The organism is Mycobacterium spongiae, from assembly GCF_018278905.1.
Taxonomy (GTDB): Bacteria; Actinomycetota; Actinomycetes; order Mycobacteriales; family Mycobacteriaceae; genus Mycobacterium; species Mycobacterium spongiae.
On sequence record NZ_CP046600.1, the window covers coordinates 1530236 to 1551039 of the forward strand.

Sequence of the window (20804 nt, forward strand, 5' to 3'; positions counted from 1 at the left end):
TGGTCCTAGGTAAAATCCTAGGCAAAACTCGAGAGCCGATCCGGCTCGGGACCGAACTCGAAATGGCGGCCGGTAATTTCGGTGGGCATCACCCGCACATAGTGAAGTTTGAGAGTCGGGATCCACGGTTGTAGTGGTGCCCGATCGGCTTTTTCGATCTCGGCGCTGGTCGCGAGCATGCGGCAGCGACCCTTGACGATCACACTCCAGCCCTCAGTGACGTTGTAGTGGTCGGCCTCGAACGCGACGTGGCTACTGGCCACGGCGCCGAACAATTTGGAACCTTCGGCGGTGCGAAAGAGGACAGTCCGCTCTTGGACCACGAAGTTGACCGGAAAGATCTCGGGCTGACCGGCAATGCAAGTGACAAGTCGGCCCAAAGTGACGCTGGCCAGCCGATCCCAGCTCTCGTCTTGCGACAGAATGGTGATTGGCTCATCGGTCATGGACTTGGCCTTTCTGGAGTGCTTGTATTCGTCGGTGGGGCGGAGTTTGGCTGCGTCAAGCCGCTGGTCACTACAGGCTGTCGCAGCGCCAGCAGGCGTCGATAGAGACAAAAGACCCTCACGTCCGGGTCCAGTTGCTCTGCGATGCCTAGCGGATCTCCACCACGTCGGCCAGCGGTCGCCGAGGCGTCGGAGGGGGAAGGTGTTCCATGGCGGGGGATGTCCCTACGCGGAGCAGCACTTGCGGTTCGCCGCGGTGGCCGATGAGGCCGCGCAGGATATCTCGGCCGTCGTCCGATTCGATGAGATGGGTTAGCGTGCAGGTGGCCATGCCGGCTGTGGTGCAGTCGAGCAGGACTGTCGACAATGCTTCGCCACACCTCAGTACATCGGCCGCCGTGTCCTCGGGCGTCGACAGCACAAGGATTTTCGACTGGTCCGCCGTGACCTCCGCGCGCCGGTTCTGGTGACCCCGTACCGGGAACTCGCGGCGCACGTCGACCCGGAGGCGCTCGGTATCCGATGCCAGAGCGCTCGCCGGCACGCCCTCGTCCAATGTGAATGGTGAAGTCCACCATTGGATTTCGGCACAATAGGACGCGTCTTCGCGCCGAAGGGCTTCGGAGACCCGCGATGCCTCCGCCAGGAGCGGTCGTTGCTCATCGGACAAGACGTCGATGTTGAGGGCTCCATCGTCAAACGTACTGACCAGCGAGGGCGCGAATAGCTGCCAGTTGCGCGGCCGGTCGAACGGAAGTCGATCCGTTCTGCGATGCAGGATCGCGTGTGCACGGTCTCGCTCTGCCCGGGTGAGGTGATCGGCGGGTTCGAAATCGACTACAGCTAGCTGGTCTGGTTCGTTGGGAACGGGGAACCGGGCGATGTTCGCTTGCCACCGCGCGGCCGCCATGGCGATGCGGAAGTGATCGAGTACGGCGCCACAACTGATGAGCGTTTGCCGGCCGGAACGGTCGGTGGCCGGGACCATCCGATGGCGATCGACGAACAGCCGAATGGTGATGTCGGTGGGGCCGGGCTCGACTACCCACCGCCAGGGCTGGGAATTGTGCACAGACGGGGCCCGGCAGGCCAGCAGGACCGCCTTCTGGAGAAGATCAATGTCCACCGGTTCAACGCTAGGACGAATCAGGTTGGGCTAGTAGAGCCATACGTCCTCTCGGCGCAAATTTCCTGCGTTACTTGAGTTTCAAGGGCTCGCGCCGGACCTCTCGCCGCTGGGCGGACGAAATGCCCCATCGGGTTTGTTGGCGGTTGCGACGAGATCGCTGCGGCTGCTGCCGAGGGCAAGGGCGCTACCTGCGCTGTGGTCTGGCATCCTGAACCGATGGCAGGCAAGGAAATCGATCGGGTCCGGGCGACGAGCGCGTTCGAAGTGATCAAGCAGCATCCCGTGTTGGTGTTGTTCGCGTTGTCCCCGGTGCTGGCGTTGTTGTGTCTGGTCTGGTGGTTCGCGGGTGCCGGCTGGGCTATCGCGGCAGCCGTCGTGTTCTTCGTCGTGGGCGGAGCCCTCGTCATCCGCACACGGTGACCCGGTCAGCATGCGTTCGTGGTGGGGTTGGGGTGCGGTAGAAGAGGCGTTGTCCGAGCAGGAGACGCACGCCCTCGTGTCGCGGCTTGCTGCGCTGATGCCGGGCCATGACCTGACCGATCACCAGCCACCCGATCCCGCAGCGCTCGGATTGGCGGCTCCACGGATCAACCCACCGACGTCGCTGGCCGCGCTTTGCTCCGCTGACCCCGTCGATCGTGCCGGTCACGCGCGTGGCAAGGCGTTTCGTGACGTCGCACGCAACTTGACGGGTCGACTTGACCACGTGCCGGACCTGATCGCACGACCGCGCCGTGAGCAGGACGTGGTGGACCTGCTCGATTGGTGTGCGCGGGAGCAAATCCCGGTCATCCCCTATGGCGGTGGCAGCTCGGTTGTCGGTGGTGTCGAGCCGCGCTTTGACGGGCCAGTGGTCACTGTGGACCTCACCGCGATGAGTGCGGTGCTCGAGATCGATGAGGTTAGCCGGGCTGCGCGAATCCAGGCAGGCGTCCTCGGACCGTCGGTCGAGGACCAGTTGCGTCCATCCGGTCTGACGCTGCGGCATTTTCCGCAGTCCTTCGGCTTCTCGACTCTCGGAGGGTGGCTGGCGACCCGGTCGGGCGGGCACTACGCAACGCTCTACACCCATATCGACGAATTGACGGAATCGTTGCGGGTGGTCACTCCTGCCGGGGTGAGCGAGTCCCGGCGGCTGCCCGGCTCGGGTGCCGGGCCGTCCCCGGACCGCCTATTCCTGGGTTCGGAGGGGACGCTCGGCATCATCACCGAGGCGTGGATGCGGTTACAGCACCGTCCGCGTTGGCAAGTCACGGTGTCGATCGCGTTCGAGGACTGGCCAGCGGCAGTTGTCGCGACTCGAACGATCGCCCAAGCCGGCCTGTATCCGGCAAACTGCCGGCTGCTGGATCCTGCCGAGGCATTCCTCAATGCCGGCGCGTCGGTCGGTGGCGGGCTGCTGGTGCTGGCATTCGAATCAGCGGACCACCCGGTCGACGCGTGGCTCAACCGGGCGGTGGAGATCGCTTCCGATCACGGTGGTGTCGTGACATCGCGGCGCGAGCGGGAGACCGAGGCCAGTGGACGGAAGGACGATGCCGCTGATCCTGCGGGAAATTGGCGCTCAGCGTTCTTGCGCATGCCGTACCAGCGGGACGCGTTGGTCCGCCGCGGCGTGATCGCCGAGACGTTCGAGACGGCGTGCACCTGGGACGGATTCGACGCGTTGCACACCGCAGTGACCGAGGCCGCCCGGGCGGCGATCGAACGGATCTGCGGAACCGGCGCAGTGACCTGTCGGTTCACCCACGTCTATCCCGATGGCCCGGCCCCCTACTACGGGATCTACGGCGGCGGGCGCTGGGGATCGCTGGACACGCAGTGGGATGAGATCAAGGCCGCTGTGTCCGATGCGATCAGCGCCACCGGGGGCACCATCACCCACCATCATGCTGTCGGCCGCGACCACCGTCCGTGGTACGACCGCCAGCGCCCCGATGCGTTCGCGGCGGCGTTGCGCGCGGCCAAGTCCGCGCTCGACCCGGCTGGGGTCCTCAACCCCGGGGTGTTGTTGGGATAGCTGATCAGGCGTGCCCGATGCGTAGCAGCTCGGCCAGGCTCGGCAATTTGACGCGGGGACGTCCATGCGGTTCGCCGGCTGCGCGCTCAAAGCGATCGATGATCTCCCAGTGTTCGGACGTGACCAGTTTCGGCTGTCGTGTGGCCAGCCATTCGGCCAGCTTGTCGCCATGGTCTTCAGGGAAATCCGGTCCGTCCGCTGGGGGGTTCGCCGTGGCGCGCGCAAGATCATGAAGCAGGGTGTCGACCGTGTCCTGGGAGTCCTTCTTGTTGGTTCCGATCACCCCGGTCGGTCCGCGCTTGATCCAGCCGACCACGTACTCATTGCGGCTGCCGTCGACCCGGCCGCCGGTGTTGGGGATCGTGCCGCTCCGGTCGTCGAACGGTAGCCCAGGCGTGGGCAGCCCGCGGTAGCCGACGGAGCGCACCACCAGCTGCACCGGCAGTTCCTCGCGTTCGCCGGTGTCCTTGGCTGATACCCGCCCAGTGGCGTCGGTGACCAGCTCGTTGCGGCCCAAAACGATGCTCTCGACACGTTCGTCGCCCTTGATTTCGATCGGGGATGTCATGAACCGGAACACCATACGGCGGTGTCCGGGTCGGAGCTCGCCGCCGGCATAGCCCCGCAGCACCTTGATGTTCTGCCGGCAGGTCTTGCCCACCGCGGCCGCGTCCTCGTCGGTAATGCCCTCCATCTGCGCCGGGTCGATCACGACGTCAACCCCTTCGAGGTCGGCCAGCTCGCGCAGCTCCAGAGTGGTGAATGCGGCCTGCAGCGGTCCCCGTCGACCGAGGATCACGACCTCTTCCACACTGCACGGTCGCAGCAAGTCCAACGCGTGATCGGCGATATCGGTACCTGCCAGCACGCCTGGGTCGGTGATCAGAATGCGGGCGACGTCGAGTGCGACGTTGCCGTTGCCGATAACGACAGCGCGCGCCCCGGACAGATCGGGGGATACCTGCTCGAAGTTGGGATGCGCGTTGTACCAGCCGACGAAATCGACCGCGGCAATGCTTCCCGGCAGGTTCTCACCGGGAATGTTCAAAGCGCGATCGGACTGGGCGCCGACGGCGTAGATCACCGCGTGGTAGCGCTCGGCGAGCTCGGCGGCCTGGACGTGGTCACCGACGATCACGTTGCCGAAGAAGCGGAAGCGGGGGTCCTCGGCGGTTCGTTCGAATTGTTTGCTGATGGACTTGATTTTGGGATGGTCGGGGGCGACGCCCGACCGCACCAACCCCCACGGAGTCGGCAACATCTCCAACATGTCGACGGCCACGTCGATCTCGCCGGACGCGTCGGCCGCTTTGAGCAACGATGCCGCGGCGAAGAACCCTGACGGCCCGGAGCCGACGACAGCGACGTGATAAGGGTGGTGCGAACGCATACTCGAGCCTTCTGTTCGTGCCCGGCTGCGCGCAAAGGGCTGTCACGTCGCAGTCGCGCGATGCACATGATGGTCTCCTGATGCTAGACGCTGATGCCGGTAACGTTGGCGCTTGTGGAACCTGATCGCCAAGCCGACATCGCGGCACTCGACTCCACCCTCACCACGGTGGAGCGGGTGCTCGACATCGACGGGTTGCGCGGCCGCATCGAGAAGCTCGAGCACGAGGCGTCCGATCCGCATCTGTGGGATGACCAGGCCCGCGCGCAGCGGGTGACCAGTGAGCTGTCGCACACTCAGGGGGAACTGCGGCGCGTTGAGGAGCTGCGGCGACGGCTGGACGACTTGCCGGTCCTCTACGAGCTTGCTGATGAGGAGGAAGGCCCGGCCGCGGCCGATGCGCTGGCCGAGGCGGACGCGGAACTGACCGAGCTGCGTGCCGAGATTGAGGCCGCTGAGGTGCGCACGCTGCTGTCCGGCGACTACGACGAACGTGAGGCGTTGGTCACAATCCGCTCCGGCGCCGGCGGGGTGGATGCCGCCGATTGGGCCGAAATGCTGCTGCGGATGTACGTCCGCTGGGCTGAGCAGCACAAGTACCAGGTCGAAGTGTTCGACACGTCCTACGCAGAAGAAGCCGGGATCAAGAGTGCGACATTCGCGGTGCACGCGCCCTTCGCCTACGGCACATTGTCGGTCGAACAGGGCACTCACCGGTTGGTGCGGATCAGCCCGTTCGACAACCAGAGCCGTCGTCAGACGTCGTTTGCCGAAGTCGAGGTGCTTCCCGTAGTGGAGACCACCGACCACATCGACATCCCAGAAGGTGACGTTCGCGTCGACGTCTACCGGTCCAGCGGACCCGGCGGGCAGTCCGTCAACACCACCGACTCCGCGGTGCGGCTTACCCATGTCCCGACCGGCATCGTGGTCACCTGCCAGAACGAGAAGTCGCAGTTGCAGAACAAGGTTGCAGCGATGCGCGTGCTTCAAGCAAAGTTGTTGGAACGTAAGCGTTTAGAGGAACGCGCCGAGCTGGACGCGTTGAAGGGGGATGGCGGCAGCTCCTGGGGTAACCAGATGCGCTCCTACGTCTTGCACCCCTATCAGATGGTCAAGGATCTGCGCACCGAGCACGAAGTGGGCAATCCGGCGGCCGTCTTGGACGGAGACCTCGACGGATTCCTGGAAGCGGGGATCCGGTGGCGCAACCAACGAGATGACGACTAGCACCTTCATCCTTGCGATGGCTACAGCCTCGCCGACGCAGCGCTGGCACGAGTTCTGGACCGGCGAGATTGGCGCATGGATCCTGAACAAGGGTCTGCGGATCGTCATGCTGCTGATCGTGGCCGTGCTAGCGGCACGTTTCGTAACCTGGGTCGCCACCCAGGTGACCCAGCGCCTCGATCTGGGGTTCGCCGCCAGTGACTCGTTGGTGCGCTCCGAGGAGACCAAGCACCGCCAAGCAGTGGCGTCGGTGATCTCCTGGGTGTCGATCGTCCTCATTTATGTCGTCGTCGCCTACGAGATCATCGACATCTTGCCGGTTCCGGTGGGCTCGCTGGTGGGGCCGGCGGCGGTGCTGGGCGCCGCGCTCGGCTTCGGTGGCCAGCGGCTGGTCCAGGACCTGCTTGCCGGGTTCTTCATCATTGTCGAGAGGCAGTACGGGTTCGGGGATCTCGTCGAACTCAGCATGCTGGGGTCGCCGGAAAACGCGGCCGGCACGGTCGAGGAGGTCACGCTGCGGGTGACCAAGCTGCGCTCGAGCGACGGCGAGGTTTTCACCGTCCCTAACGGCAACATCGTCAAGTCGATCAACCTGTCGAAGGACTGGGCGCGCGCGGTTGTGGACATCCCCGTTCCGACCAGCGCCGACCTCGGCCAGGTCAACGAAGTCCTGCATCAGGAGTGCGAGCTCGTGCGCGACGACGACGTCCTGGGGAAGTTGCTGCTGGATGCGCCCACCGTGATGGGGGTGGAGAGCATCGCGGTCGACACCGTCACCCTCCGGCTGGTGGCCCACACGTTGCCCGGCAAACAGTTCGAGGCGGGTCGGCAATTGCGCGTACATGTGCTTCGGGCGCTCGCTCGCGCGGGTCTCGTTGCCGCCACCGACGCACCGCCTAAGGACGGGGCGCTCGTCGTTCGGGCGCCGGCGAGCGCCGGAAGCGACGAAACCCGGGATCCGGAGCGGCAGCGATGAAACTGCGGTTCAGTCGCGGCTTCTGGCAGCGGGGTGATGACCAGACGACGCGCCGGCCCGGCCACGTGTTCGGCGGCCGGGTTCGGGTGTCGACGCTGGTGTTGATCGGGGCGTTTCTTGCCGTCTGGTGGGTCTACGACACCTATGGGCCGCAAGACCCGGCCGATGGTGGCGCGCCGACCCAGGTGGTGCCGCCGGGATTTGTCCCCGACCCCAACTACACCTGGGTGCCGCGCACCAGAGTCCAGCCGCGACCACCCACGACCACGGTGCCGCCGACCAGCGAGCCGAGCACGCCCCCGGAAACTCCGACGCTCCCGCCGTTGCCGTTTGAGTTGCCCCCGCCGTTCGGCCCGGACACCCCGAGTCCACCAGCGCCGGCACCACCCCCCGAGCCGGGGCCGCCACCAAGCGCCACCCCTTAATCCGAGCCGCCTGCGGGTTGAATCTCACCCGCTGGCGACACTCACGGCTACACTGGCGAGCCGTGATGATCACCCTGGACCATGTCAGCAAGCAGTACAAAGCGTCGGCGCGTCCAGCGTTGGATGACGTCAACGTGAAGATCGACAAGGGTGAGTTCGTCTTCCTCATCGGGCCGTCGGGCTCGGGCAAGTCGACGTTCATGCGGCTGCTGCTCGCGGCAGAGAGCCCGTCAGCAGGCGATATCCGGGTGTCGAAGTTTCATGTCAACAAACTGCGCGGTCGGCATGTACCTCGTCTGCGTCAGGTGATCGGCTGCGTTTTCCAGGATTTCCGGTTGCTGCAGCAAAAGACGGTGTACGAGAACGTCGCCTTCGCTCTGGAGGTCATCGGAAGACGCAGGGATGCGATCAATCGGGTTGTCCCCGATGTGCTGGAAACCGTGGGGCTGTCCGGCAAGGCCAACCGGCTGCCGCACGAGCTATCGGGCGGCGAGCAGCAGCGAGTCGCGATCGCCCGCGCGTTCGTCAACCGGCCCCTGGTTCTGCTGGCCGACGAGCCCACCGGCAATCTTGACCCAGATACCAGTAAGGACATCATGGATTTGTTGGAGCGGATCAACCGCACCGGGACCACGGTGCTGATGGCCACTCACGACCACCACATCGTCGACGCGATGCGGCAGCGGGTGGTCGAACTGTCACTTGGCCGGCTGGTTCGAGACGAACAGCGTGGCGTCTACGGGATGGATCGCTAAGTGCGCTTTGGCTTTCTCCTCAACGAGGTCCTGACCGGCCTGCGTCGCAACGTCACCATGACGATTGCGATGGTCCTGACGACGGCGATCTCTATCGGCCTATTCGGTGGTGGTCTGTTGGTCGTCCGGTTGGCCGACAATTCCCGCGACATCTACCTGGACCGGGTCGAGACGCAGGTTTTCCTTACCGACGACATTTCGGCGAACGACGTCTCGTGTGACGCCAATCCGTGCAAGGCGCTTCGAGACAAGATCGAGGCGCGACAAGACGTCAAGTCGGTGCGCTTCGTCAATCGCGAGGACGCCTACCAAGACGCGATCCGCAAGTTCCCGGAGTTCAAGGACGTCGCCGGTAAGGATTCTTTCCCGGCGTCGTTCATTGTGAAGCTGAACAACCCCGAGCAGCACACGGAATTCGACGACGCCATGCGCGGCCAGCCCGGGGTGCGCAGCCTGCTCAACGAGAAAGACCTGATCGACCGCCTCTTCGCCATACTGAACGGCCTGAGTAATGCCGCGTTCGCGGTCGCTTTGGTTCAAGCGGTTGGGGCGGTCCTGCTTATTGCCAACATGGTCCAAGTTGCGGCGTACACGCGGCGCACCGAGATCGGCATTATGCGCTTGGTCGGCGCCAGCCGCTGGTATACCCAGCTGCCCTTCCTCGTGGAGGCGATGCTGGCCGCGGCTGTCGGTGTCGGCATCGCCGTTCTCGGCTTGATTGCGGTGCGGGCGATGTTCCTGGAAAACGCGTTGAACCAGTTCTACCAAGCTCACCTGATCGCCAAAGTTGACTACGCCGACATCCTTTACATCGCGCCGTGGCTGCTGTTGTTGGGTGTGGCGATGGCCGGGTTGACGGCCTACGGAACGTTGCGCATCTACGTGCGGCGATAGCCATGTCCAAGAAACCGCCGTCGCGCGGCGGGGCAGCTGCGGTCGGCGGCAAAGGCGGCAGAAAGATCGTCGCAACCAATCGCAAAGCCCGGCACAATTATTCGATCATCGAAGTGTTCGAAGCCGGGGTAGCGCTGCAAGGCACCGAGGTGAAGAGCCTGCGCGAGGGGCATGCGTCGTTGGCTGATTCCTTCGCCACCGTCGACGACGGTGAAGTGTGGTTGCGCAACGTGCACATCCCCGAATATCAGCACGGCAGCTGGACCAACCATGAACCTCGACGCAATCGGAAACTGCTGTTGCACCGTCGCCAGATCGACACCCTGATTGGCAAGATCCGCGACGGAAACTTCGCCCTGGTGCCGTTGTCGCTGTATTTCGCTAACGGCCGGGTCAAAGTTGAACTCGCGCTGGCACGAGGCAAACAGGCACGCGACAAGCGCCAGGACATGGCTCGCCGCGATGCCCAGCGTGAAGTGCTGCGCGAGCTGGGGCGGCGCGCCAAGGGCATGACCTGATCTCGTCCCAGGGTCGCCCACGGCTGCGCGCGCCGACGGGCCTAGGATCCCACCATGGCCAATCGTCCCCTCACCGTGCTGGACAAATCCGACGTACTAGCGGGGCTTTTTGCTGTGTGGGACGCCCTCGATGCGTTGCTTGCTGAGCTATCGGCGACGGACTGGCAGGCCCCCAGTCCGCTGCCCGGGTGGAACGTTCAGGCCCTGGTGTCGCACATCGTCGGTACTGAGTCGTTTCTGCTGGGCATCGCCGCACCCGAGCCAGACATCGACGTCTCGGCGCTCGCGCATGTGCGTAACCCGATCGGCGTGATGAACGAGATCTGGGTGCGTCGTTTGAGTGAGGAAGCGGGCGGCGAGGTCTTCCAGCGGTTCCGTGAAGTCACCGCCAAAAGGCGCAAGGCGCTCGCGAGCCTTACTGATGACGAATGGAACGCGGCGACCACGACGCCGTCGGGTCCCGACACCTATGGGCGGTTCATGCGGATACGCGCCTTCGACTGTTGGATGCACGAGCAGGACATTCGTGCGGCGCTATCGCGCCCGTCGTCCGACGATGAGCTCGCGGGACCGGCGTCGCGTCTGGCGCTCGACGAGATCTCGTCCAGCATGGGTTTCGTCGTCGGCAAGCTGGCCAAAGCGCCCGATGGTTCGCGCGTGCTGTTCGAACTGACCGGCCCGGTGGCGTGTGATATCCGGGTTAGCGTCGATGGTCGGGCTCAGGTTGTCGACGACTTCGGCGGACAAGAACCGACGGCGACGATTCGCCTGGACGGGCTTCAGTTCACGAGGCTCACCGGTGGACGCCCAATGAGCCCGGCCCGCCCCCAGGACATCGACCTTGACGGCGACAACGACGTGGCCGCCAACATCGTCGAGCGGCTGAAATTCGTGATCTGATCGGGAAGATAATTCCGTTGCCGCTGGTTGGTAGCGGCGTACCATAGATTGTCCCGCCGAAGGTCGGCGGGAACGCGCAGACAATCAAGACAGGGGCTGAACGGTTTCGACTTCGCGCATCGAATCAAGGGAAGCGTGCCGGTGCAGGCAAGAGACCACCGTAAGCGTCGCTGCAACCATATAAGCGCCGATTCACATCAGCGCGACTACGCTCTCGCTGCCTAAGCGACGGCTAGTCTGTCAGACCGGGAACTCCCTCGACCCGGACCCTGGCATCAGCTAGAGGGATCCACCGATGAGTTCGGTCGCGGGGCTCATCGGGACACCAACAGCGACTGGGATCGTCATCTCGGCTAGTTCGCGTGACCGGGAGATCCGAGTAGAGGCATAGCGAACTGCGCACGGAGAAGTCTTGAGGGAATGCCGTAGGACCCGGGTTCGATTCCCGGCAGCTCCACCGAGCGATCAACCGCCCGCACCGACGACATCAAGATCGGTGACGGGCCACATTGAAGGCGAGAATGGCGTGCAACTCGCCGCGTGCGCGGTCGGCGTAGATCCTGGCGTGTCGCGATCGCCGGCCGCCCCGACATGCCGTGGGGTAGGTGAGGGGGACCGCTTGGCCACGCGTGTCGCCGCCGTGGCTGTCTCGGGTGCGACAACTGCCCTGCGCAGACCGCCTCGTGGAAAGTCGAACCGCCAGCTGAGCACTTAGCAGCGTGGGTCCGCCCACACCCTCGGGGCGGCCAGCTCCGATGCCCAGCGAACGCTTTTCCGGGGTGCGGCGTTGTTGGACCTGGGCGAGTCCATCACGGCCGGACATTCCTTCCATACTGTGTTGTCAATGGCGGCTGCCCGCGTCGGTCGCGGGTGGCGGCGTCGCCACAGGGACTGCAATCGGTGCGGTCGATCCTGGCTCGGTCAGGACCGATGAATGCGTCGTGGTTGGGGTTGGGCGGCTCGGTCCCACGCGGCTCGGATCGATCGTGTTGGCCCGCGCGGGTGGCCATGCGTGTCTGGGTGGCCTACCAGTCAGCGGCGGGCGCGCACCGGCTTCGACGCGGTCCGATATTGGGCGCGGGCTTGTTATACACGTGCATTGCCACGGGGCTATCCGCTTGCTTTCAGCAAACATCAATGCAACGAATTTTGGTTAGGGTGGGCCGCGCATTGTTGCTTGCTAGATGAGTATTATCAAATGTCAACAAGCTATTGGCATTCGCTGTATACTCTGCTGACGTCTCTTGAGGAGCGTATAGAGATCAAACCAGCAAAGGAAAACTGATGATCATTGGGGCCGTCAGTGACGGTGCCGACGGGGCCAGCGGGACTTCGATTTGTTGCCGCGGACGGCTGTGTCGTGGGGCTTCTCGGTTTTCCCCGCAGGCCGGGTCCAAGCGAAGAGTCTTGGGATTCCCCGTGCTGCGACAACTATGTGTAGGAGGACCGGAATGTCTCTTGTAGTGGCGTCCCCGCAGGCGTTGGCGGCGGCGGTGGCCGATCTTGAGGGTATTGGTTCGGCATTGGGTGTAGCCCATGTGGCCGCTTCGGCTCCGACAACGGCGGTGCTAGCGGCTGGTGGCGATGAGGTGTCGGCGGCCATCGCGGCGCTGTTTTCTGGGCATGGACTGGACTATCAGGTGCTTAGCGCGCAGGTGGCGGGGTTTCATCAGCAGTTCGTGCAGACGTTGAACGGTGCTGGGGGTGCGTACGCGACGGCTGAGGCTGCTAATGCTTCGCCGTTGCAGAGTCTTGAGCAATCCGTGCTTGGGGTGATCAACGCACCCACTCAGTTCTTGTTAGGACGCGCGTTGATCGGTGACGGCGCCAATGGAACGGCGGTGGGGCAGGCCGGCGGCGATGGCGGGTTGCTGTACGGCAATGGTGGGACCGGCGGGGCGGGCGGGCGCGGTGGTGATGCCGGGTTGATAGGTAACGGCGGGGCCGGCGGCAGCGGGGTGGGTTTTGGCTTGTCGGGCGGCGCTGGCGGCAATGGCGGGTTGTGGTACGGCAACGGCGGGGCCGGCGGAGTCGCCGGGACCGGCGCCACCGGGGCCGGTTTGGCTGGTGGGGCTGGCGGCGGCGCCTGGTTGTTCGGTGCTGGTGGCGCTGGCGGTGTTGGTGGGGCTGGGGGCGCTGCGGCGATGGCTGGTGGTGTTGGTGGTGCTGGCGGGTTCGGTGGGTGGTTGGTCGGCAACGGTGGCGCTGGCGGTTCAGGTGGCAGCGGCGGTGTCGGTGGCGTTGGCGGTAGCGGTGGTGTCGGTGGTGGTATCGGGATGTTTGGCCCGGGGTTGTTTGGTGCCGGTGGGGCTGGTGGGCACGGCGGCAGCGGCGGCGCTGGCACTGGTGGTGGTGTCGATGGTGGCGATGGTGGGGCCGGGGCTGTTGGTGGGCCCGGCGGGTCGTTGTTTGGTTTTGGTGGGACTGGCGGTGGTGGTGGGCATGGTGGCATCGGCGGCGATGGCATCGCGGGCGGCAGCGGCATCGCTGGTGGCGCTGGTGGCGCTGGTGGCGCTGGTGGCGCTGGTGGAACTGGTGGCGCTGGTGGGTTGGTCGGGGCCGGCGGTGTTGGTGGTGCTGGTGGTTCTGGTGCTTTGGGTGGCGTTGGCGGGGTGGGTGGCGATGGGGCCGCCGGGGTGACCGGTGTCGCCGATGGTGCCGGCCAGGCCGGTAGTGCGGGTGGTGCTGGTGGCGCGGGTGGCGCTGGTGGGGTCGGTGGGGGCGGCGGATCTGCCGTTGTGGGCCCTGTAGGCGGCCAAGGTGCGGGGGGCACTGGCGGGGGCGGGGGTAATGGTGGGGCCGCCGGTGCTGGTGGGGCGGGCGCTGTCGGCGACATCACGATCAACGGTGGAGCCGGCGGGGCCGGCGGCAACGGCGGCAATTCCGGTGCTGGCGGCGCGGGCGGGGCCGGTGGTGCCGGTTCGACGCAGGGTAGCGAGGGCGCCAGCGGCGTAGCTGGCGGTGGCGGTCACGGTGGCGCTGGCGGGGCCGGCGCGGATGCCGCGGTGGCTGGTCAGGCCGGCGGGGCCGGTGGTAGGGGCGGCGACGGCGGGTTGTTCGGCAACGGCGGCAACGGCGGCCGAGGCGGCAACGGTGTCGCTGGCGCCGCGGGTACCACTGCCGCCGATGGCAACGGCACCACCGGCCGGAACGGCGGGGCCGGCGGGGCCGGCGGTGCTGGCGGTGCTGGTGGCGCCAACGCCGGTGACGGCGGTGACGGCGGGGCCGGCGGGCACGGCGCCGACGGCGGTGCCGGTGGTGCCGGAGCCGCCGGAACCGCCGGGAACATCACCGTCAACGAGGGTGCCGGTCAGGCCGGCGGTCATGGTGGTAACGGCGGGGCCGGTGGTAACGGCGGAGCTGGAGGTGCCGGTGGGGCCGCGTTAGCCGCAACTGGTCAGGCCGGTAGCCAAGGCGCCGGCGGCAACGGTGGGGCCGGCGGCAACGGTGCGGCCCCCGGTGCCGGTGGTGCGGGCGCTAACGGCGACATCACCATGAACAGCGGTGCCGGCGGGGCCGGCGGCAACGGTGGCAATCCCGGCACCGGCGGCGCGGGCGGTCTCGGTGGTGCCGGTTCGACCGCGGGTAGCGACGGTGCTAGCGGCATCGCCTCCACCGGCACCGCCGACGGTGGAGCCGGTGGAGCCGGCGCGGACGCGACGGTGGCGGGTCAGGCCGGCGGGGCCGGTGGCCAGGGCGGCGATGGCGGGTTGTTCGGCAACGGCGGAAAGGGCGGCGCCGGCGGGGCCGGCGCCGCCGGCGCCGCCGGTGGTACCGCGGCTGATGGCAACGGCACCACCGGCGAGATCGGCGGGGCCGGTGGAGTCGGCGGTGCTGGCGGTGCTGGCGGTGCCAACGCCGGTGACGGCGGTGCCGGCGGGGCCGGCGGGCACGGCGGCAAGGGCGGTGTCGGCGGGGCGGGCGCCACCGGAGCCCCCGGCGACATCGCCGTCAACGAGGGTGCCGGTGGGGCCGGCGGTCATGGCGGTGACGGCGGGGCCGGCGGCAACGGCGGAGCTGGCGGGGCCGGTGGGGCCGCGGTAGCGGCATCTGGTCAGGCCGGCAACCAAGGCGCCGGTGGCAACGGCGGGGCCGGTGGGCGCGGTGGGGCCCCCGGTGACGGCGGGGACGGTGCTAACGGCGGCATCACCATGAACAACGGTGCCGGCGGTAACGGCGGCAACGGCGGTAACCCCGGTGCCGGCGGCGTTGGCGGGACCGGAGGTGGCGGCTCGACCCCAGGCACCCAAGGCGCGACCGGCACAAGCCCCAGCACAGGCGGAGACGGCGGGGCCGGCGGGGCCGGCGCAGCCGGCGTCGCAGCCATCGGTACCGGCCCGCTGCAAGGTAAAGGTGGCGCCGGCGGCGACGGCGGCAACGGCGGGATGGTCGGAAACGGGGGAGCCGGGGGTGCCGGTGGTGTCGGCGCATCCAACATCACCAACCCCTTCGGCTTCGCAACGGCGGGTGTCGGTGGCGACGGTGGTGCCGGCGGCAACAGCACCAGCGGGACTGGTGGTGCCGGTGGTGCCGGCGGCGATGGCGGTCACGCCGCGACGCCCTTCGCCGGCCTGCCCACTATCGGCGGTGACGGCGGTCGCGGCGGTGTCGGCGGTAGCAGCGACACCGGGACTGGTGGTGCTGGTGGTGTTGGCGGTAACGGCGGCCACGGGGGTGGCGACACCCTTTCGCCCAGTGCCGGTGGTGCTGGTGGTGGCGGTGGTGTCGGCGGCAACAGCAACACCGGGACTGGCGGCGTCGGTGGTGGCGGCGGTGTCGGTGGTAATGGCGGCAACAACGCCGGCAATAGTGTCGGCGGTGACGGCGGCTTCGGCGCCACCGGCGGCACCAGCGTCACCGGGGCTGGCGGTGACGGCGGCGTCGGTGGTGCCGGTGGTGTCGGCGGCAACTCCGCTAACGTCGACAGTTCCGGTGGTAACGGCGGCAACGGCGGTCTCGGCGGTGCCGGCGCCACCTTCGGCGGTGACAGTGGTGACGGCGGTGCCGGCGGTAACGGCGGCAACAACGCCGGCCGCGACAGTTTCGGCGGCGCCGGCGGTCGCAGCGCCACCGCCGGCACCGGCGCCACTGGGGCTGGCGGTGACGGTGGTGACGGCGGTGGCGGCGGTCGCGGTGGCGACCAAGCCGGGCGAAACAGTGTCGGTGGCGGCGGCGGTAACGGCGGTCTCGGCGGCGCCGGCTTCGTCAAGGGTGGTGACGGTGGTGCCGGCGGTAGCGGCGGTAACGGCGGCAACGGCGCCATGGAAAGCAGTCGGGGTGGCGTCGGTGGTGCCGGCGTGGCCGGTGGTGTCGGCTCCGTGATCGGTGGTGCCGGCGGTGACGGTGGTGCCGGCGGTAACGGCGGTGATGGCGCTGGCGTTGTCAGTCACGGCGGCGGCGGCGGTAGCGGTGGTGTCGGTGCCGCTGGCTCCGCGATCGGTGGTGCCGGTGGTGGCGGCGGTGCCGGCGGTAACGGCGGCAGCACCGCCGGCCTCGACAGTCTCGGTGGGCGCGGCGGTGACGGCGCCACGGGCGGTGACAGCGCCGCTGGGGCTGGCGGTACCGGCGGTGCCGGCGGTGCCGGCGGCCACGGCGGCAATGACAGCCGTGGAAGCAGTAGCGGCGGCGTCGGTGGTGACGGTGCCGTCGGCGGCAGCGGCGCCGAGATCGCCGCTGCCGGCGGTGACGGTGGTGCCGGTGGTAACGGCGGTGATGGCGCCAGCCTCTTCAGTGTTGGCGCGGCCGGCGGTAGCGGCGGTGCCGGCGCCAATGGCACCAGCGGTCCTGGTGGCGCCGGTGGTGGCGGCGGTGTCGGTGGCAACGGCGGCAACGACGCCGGCTCTTTCAGCGTCGGCGGTAAAGGCGGTGTCGGCGGCACCGGCGGCACCAGCCTCACCGCGGCGGGCGGTGGCGGCGGTGTCGGCGGTGCCGGTGGTGTCGGCGGCAACTCCGCCACTGCCGACAGTTTCGGTGGTAACGGCGGCAACGGCGGTCTCGGCGGTGCCGGCGCCACCATCGGCGGGGACAGTGGTGACGGCGGTGCCGGAGGTAATGGCGGCAACAACGCCGGCCGCGACAGTGTCGGCGGCGCCGGCGGTCGCAGCTCCACCGCGGGCGCCGGCACCGGCGACACTGGGGCTGGCGGTGACGGTGGTGACGGTGGTCGTGGCGGTCGCGGTGGCGACCAAGCCGGGCGAAACAGTGTCGGTGGCGGCGGCGGTAACGGCGGTCTCGGCGGCGCTGGCGTCACCAACGGTGGTGACGGTGGCGCCGGCGGCAATGGTGGTAACGGCGGCAACGGCGCCATGGAAAGCAGTCGGGGTGGCGTCGGCGGTACCGGCGTGGCCGGTGGTGCCGGCTCCGTGATCGGTGGCGCCGGCGGTGACGGTGGTGCCGGCGGTAACGGCGGTGATGGCGCCGGCGTTGTCAGTCACGGTGGCGACGGCGGTAGCGGTGGTGTCGGTGCCGCTAGCTCCGCGATCGGTGGTGCCGGTGGCGCCGGCGGTGCCGGCGGTAACGGCGGCAGCACCGCCGGGCTTGACAGTCTCGGTGGGCGCGGCGGTGACGGCGCGGCGGGCGGTCACAGCGACGCTGGGGCTGGCGGTGCCGGCGGTGCCGGCGGTGCTGGTGGCCACGGCGGCAATGACAGCCGTGGAAGCAGTGGCGGTGGCGTCGGTGGTGACGGCGGCGTCGGCGGCACCGCCGTCGAGATCGGTGGTGCCGGTGGTAACGGTGGTGCCGGTGGTAACGGTGGTGATGGCGCCACCACCTTCAGTGTCGGCGCGGCCGGCGGTAGCGGCGGTGCCGGCGCCAATGGCACCAGCGGTCCTGGTGGTGCCGGTGGTGGCGGCGGTGTCGGCGGTAATGGCGGCAACGACGCCGGCTCTTTCAGTGTCGGCGGTAAAGGCGGTGTCGGCGGCACCGGTGGCACCAGCCTCACCGGGGCTGGCGGTGGCGGCGGTGTCGGTGGTGCCGGTGGTGTCGGCGGCAACTCCGCGACCACCGACAGTTTCGGTGGCTTCGGCGGCAACGGCGGTCTCGGCGGTGCCGGCTCCACCATCGGCGGTGACAGTGGTGACGGCGGTGCGGGAGGTAATGGCGGCAACAACGCCGGCCGCGACAGTGTCGGCGGCGCCGGCGGTCGCAGCTCCACGGCCGGCACCGGCATCGCCGGGGCTGGTGGTACCGGTGGTACCGGTGGTGACGGCGGTCTCGGCGGCGACCAAGCCGGGCGAAACAGTGTCGGTGGCCGCGGCGGTAACGGCGGTCTCGGCGGCGCCGGCGTCACCAACGGTGGTGCCGGTGGCGCTGGCGGTGGCGGTGGCGCCGGCAACAATGCAGCCCAAGACAGTCTCGGGGGTAAAGGCGGTAACGGCGCAGCCGGCGGTGCCGGCCTCGGCGGGTCCGGTGGTGGCGGAGGTACCGGCGGTAGCGGCGGCAACGCCGGCGCCGGCACCAGGAGCGTCGGTGGCAATGGCGGCAACGGCGCCAACGGCGCCAACGGCGGCACAGTCGGCGGTCAAGGGGGTCTCGGTGGTGCCGGGGGTACCGCCCCGCCCCCCGGCGGAATCCCGGGTGTCGCCGGTTTCTCCGGTAAGGCTGGGTCACCTGCGCCATAGGCTCACCGTGGGTTCCGCGGACGTTTACGTATCACCAAACTCTGTCGTTGTCGCGGCGATCGTCGCCCTCATCGTCCCAGAAGGCCCATTCAGGAAGCGGTGTAGTAGGCATTGCGCCGCAAGCGGATGCTTCGTGGCCGGGTTGGCCGCCGCGCCGGGTCCACCTATGGTCCGATCTATTTGCGCGTGAGCGCCTAACGCCGCGGGTGATCAGAGCGATGGTGCCTGCGAGGATGAAGCCGATCAACGCAATCTTGAGGGCCAGCACCAAAGGTGACATTTTCGTTGGCCTCCTATGACTGGTGGCCGCGGGATTCCAACGGCCGCGGCGCGTGGCCTGCGGTCGGTCTGTGGGGCCGACAGACTGCTCCGCGATTATTTCTTGACGTACGGCTCGGCTCCAACTCTGGTATCGACCTCTTGAGTCACAAATCGTCGCGCTAGTAGGGGATTCAGTCAGTTGGTGGCCTGTGAGGCATGTTTGGGCACGCCTCAAGCAGGGCTTGCGTGGCCTCGTGTGTCATCACGGCTGCGCGGTAGTAGTTCGCATCCTCGACTGCTGAAGGGTTGGATGGCGTCGGTCGGTTGGCAGAGTCCCGCTGTATGTCTGCCAACAGCGCGGTGCCTTGTGCCCATTTCCCCAACTGATCCTGCAATGCCGGAGTGGAAACCGACCTTGCTGCCGCTTGGATATCGTTGCTCATGGCAGCTTCCTTGTCGGCAATGGCAATGAGGTCTTGGTGTTCTCCACTCCCGTTCTCCAAGGCAGTCACTGATTGCGACATCGCGATCCACTGACGTCCGAGCTGTTCAACTGCTGCGCAATCGTCGTGCGAATCGCGCTGCCGCAGCACCCAGACGGCTGTCACGCTACAGACGATCAGCAACACGCCAGTAGACGCCCAAATCAAGCGCTTCCTTAGGGGCCAACTCGCCAGCATTGTCACGCCCTCATGCCTGCTTTCTTGATGAACAGCACCATTGTGTCCCGAACTCCTGTAAAGCGTATTGCTGCAATCTAATTCGTCCTATGACGGTAATGGATATGGCCTCGGTCGCTGTTGCGCCCTCAGGGTCCTGCAATCATGATCGGGGGCATCGGTGGCGGTTGGGTTCCACCCACGGGAATACCGCCGCGGAAAGTGAATTGACCACCACAACCATTCGGTATGTAGTAGGTAACATCGGGGTTTGCTGCCGATAGCGACCCCATTTGGGGAGGTGTGATCGGCTGCCAAGGGCTAATCTTTGGTGGCGGGTTTATCCCGGCGAGGCCACCGGTCGTCACACCACCGGGCACACCAGCAATCTCATTGGGACCCTTGGGCGCCCACAGCGAGCCGCCGAACGAGACCTGCGTGTACCGCTGAGCCTCATAGGTGTATTGAACCCATTGCTGCTGCTGACCGTCGACCATGCGGGTGTAGCTGGTGTAGTCCACTCCCGAGATGCGGAAGCGGTATTGCTCTTGCAGGTCTGCAAACGGCGGAGCGTTGTCGTCGGCCCACGTCCTACCGCCGGGAATGTAGAAGCCTGATGGCCCGGCCGGACCCTTTCCGGGGAGACCTTCCATCGAGCGGTGGCCCGTCCGTGGCGGAGGTGGGTTCTTTCCCACGTAGGGCGGCGGGACTACGTTTTCCCAATAACCAAACCGCTCGTCGCCGACCAAGGGGTTTCTCGGGTCAATAGGCATCTGGGGACTGGGGCTGGCCGGAGGGTCACCGCCCTGATTATTGAAGTCGACGAGCTGAACTCCACGATTATCCGCGTCCGAGTCTGGGGAAAATTCGGCGTTGCCTAGACCGGCGGTAGTGGCATTTAGTTGGCCCGCAACGTTGTGCTCTGCCCCCTCGAGTTGTGCGGCGCGTAGGCGTATGTCAGCGGCGAATGCTTGAGCTTGGGTTTGGCGGGCAGCTCGTTCTGCCGCTGTCCGGCTGGTGTGGGTATCGGTGACCGAGAGGTCTTCTCCGACGTTGAAGCCTTCATTCTCGGCGTCTTCTATGGCGTAAAGCACCCGCCGCTGCGCTGCGGCGATGTCGCTGGCGCCGTGGCGCGCAATCCCGGCTGCATGACGCAGCTGGTCGGCTTTGCCGCTAACGATGGACAGGTCGGTGCTGGTTCGCTGCCTCAGCCCGTCACCTCCAGCGCCCTTCCACGCGATGGTGTGGGACTTATTCCGCATTCGGAGGAACACGTCCTCCCACTGATCGGCGGTCTTGTTCCAATAGCTCGCTGCATTGACCAGGTGCTCGGTGCCCCATGCTCGAATCTGCGACAGGGTTAGTGGCATCTAGACCACCCTCATCGGCTTCGCCCGGTGGATTGAGACGGCTGGCCCGACGCCGGTGCCGCTCCTGTGGTGAGTTGGGCGCTGAGTCCCTGCCACTGACGTGCCGCAACTCCGAGCTCGCCAAGGTCGACCTGCAGTTCATCTGATCCCACCTGGGCGAGTTTAAGCCGAGACCCGAAAGGGTGGTATTCGCCCTGGAAGGGTCGCTTGAT

The 20804-nt window shown here is 67.0% G+C and carries 14 protein-coding genes, 1 other RNA gene and 1 pseudogene; 11 read left to right on the forward strand and 5 right to left on the reverse strand.

From position 1 onward, the window contains the following. Positions 1-17: 17 nt before the first annotated feature. On the reverse strand, positions 18-446 hold the full coding sequence (locus F6B93_RS06230; RefSeq protein WP_211698317.1) for a pyridoxamine 5'-phosphate oxidase family protein: 429 nt from the start codon (positions 444-446) through the stop codon (positions 18-20). Between the two features lie 148 nt (positions 447-594). Further along, on the reverse strand, positions 595-1572 hold the full coding sequence (locus F6B93_RS06235) for an Acg family FMN-binding oxidoreductase (protein WP_246541018.1): 978 nt from the start codon (positions 1570-1572) through the stop codon (positions 595-597). 219 nt (positions 1573-1791) lie between these two features. Here F6B93_RS06235 and F6B93_RS06240 point away from each other — a divergent pair, with 219 nt between their 5' ends. Next, a complete protein-coding gene (locus F6B93_RS06240) occupies positions 1792-1995 on the forward strand; it encodes a hypothetical protein (RefSeq protein WP_211698318.1) in 204 nt (67 codons plus the stop codon). A 10-nt stretch (positions 1996-2005) separates the two neighbouring features. After that, a complete protein-coding gene (locus F6B93_RS06245) occupies positions 2006-3595 on the forward strand; it encodes an FAD-binding oxidoreductase (RefSeq protein ID WP_211698319.1) in 1590 nt (529 codons plus the stop codon). Positions 3596-3599: 4 nt separating this feature from the next. Here F6B93_RS06245 and F6B93_RS06250 read toward each other — a convergent pair whose 3' ends face one another. Further along, on the reverse strand, positions 3600-4985 hold the full coding sequence (locus F6B93_RS06250) for an FAD-dependent oxidoreductase (RefSeq protein ID WP_211698320.1): 1386 nt from the start codon (positions 4983-4985) through the stop codon (positions 3600-3602). A gap of 114 nt (positions 4986-5099) precedes the next feature. On the opposite strand from F6B93_RS06250, the gene prfB reads away from it, so the two are divergent. From prfB to F6B93_RS06295, 9 genes are all read left to right on the forward strand, one after another. Further along, positions 5100-6215 (forward strand): peptide chain release factor 2, encoded by a 1116-nt coding sequence (prfB, locus tag F6B93_RS06255; RefSeq protein WP_211698321.1) that lies wholly within the window; start codon positions 5100-5102, stop codon positions 6213-6215. Beyond that, on the forward strand, positions 6205-7191 hold the full coding sequence (locus F6B93_RS06260) for a mechanosensitive ion channel family protein (protein WP_211698322.1): 987 nt from the start codon (positions 6205-6207) through the stop codon (positions 7189-7191). Before prfB ends, F6B93_RS06260 begins: the two co-directional genes overlap by 11 nt. After that, the gene (locus tag F6B93_RS22730; protein WP_246541019.1) at positions 7188-7616 is read left to right on the forward strand and encodes an Rv3103c family proline-rich protein; all 429 of its coding nucleotides are present in this window, start codon (positions 7188-7190) and stop codon (positions 7614-7616) included. The genes F6B93_RS06260 and F6B93_RS22730 overlap by 4 nt, the downstream gene beginning before the upstream one ends. Positions 7617-7681: 65 nt before the next feature. Continuing rightward, complete coding sequence (gene ftsE / locus F6B93_RS06270; protein ID WP_211699304.1) at positions 7682-8371, forward strand: cell division ATP-binding protein FtsE; 690 nt, start codon at positions 7682-7684, stop codon at positions 8369-8371. After that, complete coding sequence (gene ftsX / locus F6B93_RS06275; protein ID WP_211698324.1) at positions 8372-9265, forward strand: permease-like cell division protein FtsX; 894 nt, start codon at positions 8372-8374, stop codon at positions 9263-9265. Positions 9266-9267: 2 nt separating this feature from the next. Next, positions 9268-9783: an SsrA-binding protein SmpB gene (smpB, locus tag F6B93_RS06280; protein WP_211698325.1), complete on the forward strand. Its 516-nt coding sequence runs from the start codon at positions 9268-9270 to the stop codon at positions 9781-9783. Between the two features lie 54 nt (positions 9784-9837). Further along, positions 9838-10683: a maleylpyruvate isomerase family mycothiol-dependent enzyme gene (locus tag F6B93_RS06285; RefSeq protein WP_211698326.1), complete on the forward strand. Its 846-nt coding sequence runs from the start codon at positions 9838-9840 to the stop codon at positions 10681-10683. A 92-nt stretch (positions 10684-10775) separates the two neighbouring features. Further along, positions 10776-11143: a transfer-messenger RNA gene (gene ssrA, locus F6B93_RS06290) on the forward strand. 991 nt (positions 11144-12134) lie between these two features. Then, positions 12135-18302 (forward strand): PE family protein, encoded by a 6168-nt coding sequence (locus tag F6B93_RS06295; RefSeq protein WP_211698327.1) that lies wholly within the window; start codon positions 12135-12137, stop codon positions 18300-18302. 452 nt (positions 18303-18754) lie between these two features. Here the strand turns inward: F6B93_RS06295 and F6B93_RS06300 are convergent, their stop codons facing one another. Together F6B93_RS06300 and F6B93_RS23695 are read right to left on the reverse strand one after the other, a co-directional pair. Then, a complete protein-coding gene (locus F6B93_RS06300; protein WP_211698328.1) occupies positions 18755-19171 on the reverse strand; it encodes a hypothetical protein in 417 nt (138 codons plus the stop codon). 1262 nt (positions 19172-20433) lie between these two features. Continuing rightward, positions 20434-20592, reverse strand: a pseudogene (locus F6B93_RS23695) (hypothetical protein); the annotation flags it as partial. Positions 20593-20804: the final 212 nt, after the last annotated feature.